This window comes from Rhodococcoides kyotonense (assembly GCF_001645385.1).
Lineage (GTDB): Bacteria > Actinomycetota > Actinomycetes > Mycobacteriales > Mycobacteriaceae > Rhodococcoides > Rhodococcoides kyotonensis_B.
The window spans coordinates 1-527 of record NZ_LVHI01000018.1 but is presented as its reverse complement, the minus strand read 5'-3'; the positions used below and the strand labels follow the sequence as shown (position 1 = coordinate 527).

1 protein-coding gene is annotated in these 527 nt (G+C 63.4%); it reads left to right on the top strand.

All coding sequences use genetic code 11. The annotated features are described in order from the left end of the window. A partial coding sequence (locus A3K89_RS14535; RefSeq protein ID WP_157105349.1) for an AMP-binding protein occupies positions 1-527 on the top strand: 527 nt, incomplete at its 3' end.

The window sequence follows — 527 nt, the reverse complement described above, 5'->3', positions numbered from 1 at the left end:
ATGGTCGGTTTGTATGGCGTGATCAAGGCTGGTGCGGGGTATGTGCCGGTGGATCCGGATCAGCCTGGCGAGCGGGTGGCTTACATTCTGGAGACGGCCGGGGTGTCGACGGTGTTGTCGACGTCGCGGGATGGCTTCGCCGCTGATGGCGTGGATGTCGTCGAGTTGGATCGTGTGGAGCTCGGTGGGTTTGCCGGTGGTCCGGTGTCGGATGTGGATCGGGTGTCGCCGTTGGCGGCGTCGAATGTGGCGTATGTGTTGTTCACGTCGGGGTCGACGGGTCGGCCGAAGGGTGTGGCAATCAGCCATGCGGCGATCGTGAATCGTCTGGTGTGGATGCAGGCGGAGTACGCGCTGACCGATTCCGATGTCGTCGTTCAGAAGACGCCGGTGACGTTCGATGTGTCGGTGTGGGAGTTGTTCTGGCCGTTGCAGGTCGGTGCGCGGTTGGTGGTGGCGCGGCCGGATGGTCATCGGGATCCGGTGTATTTGGCGTCGTTGATGCGGGATGAGCGGGTGTCGGTGGC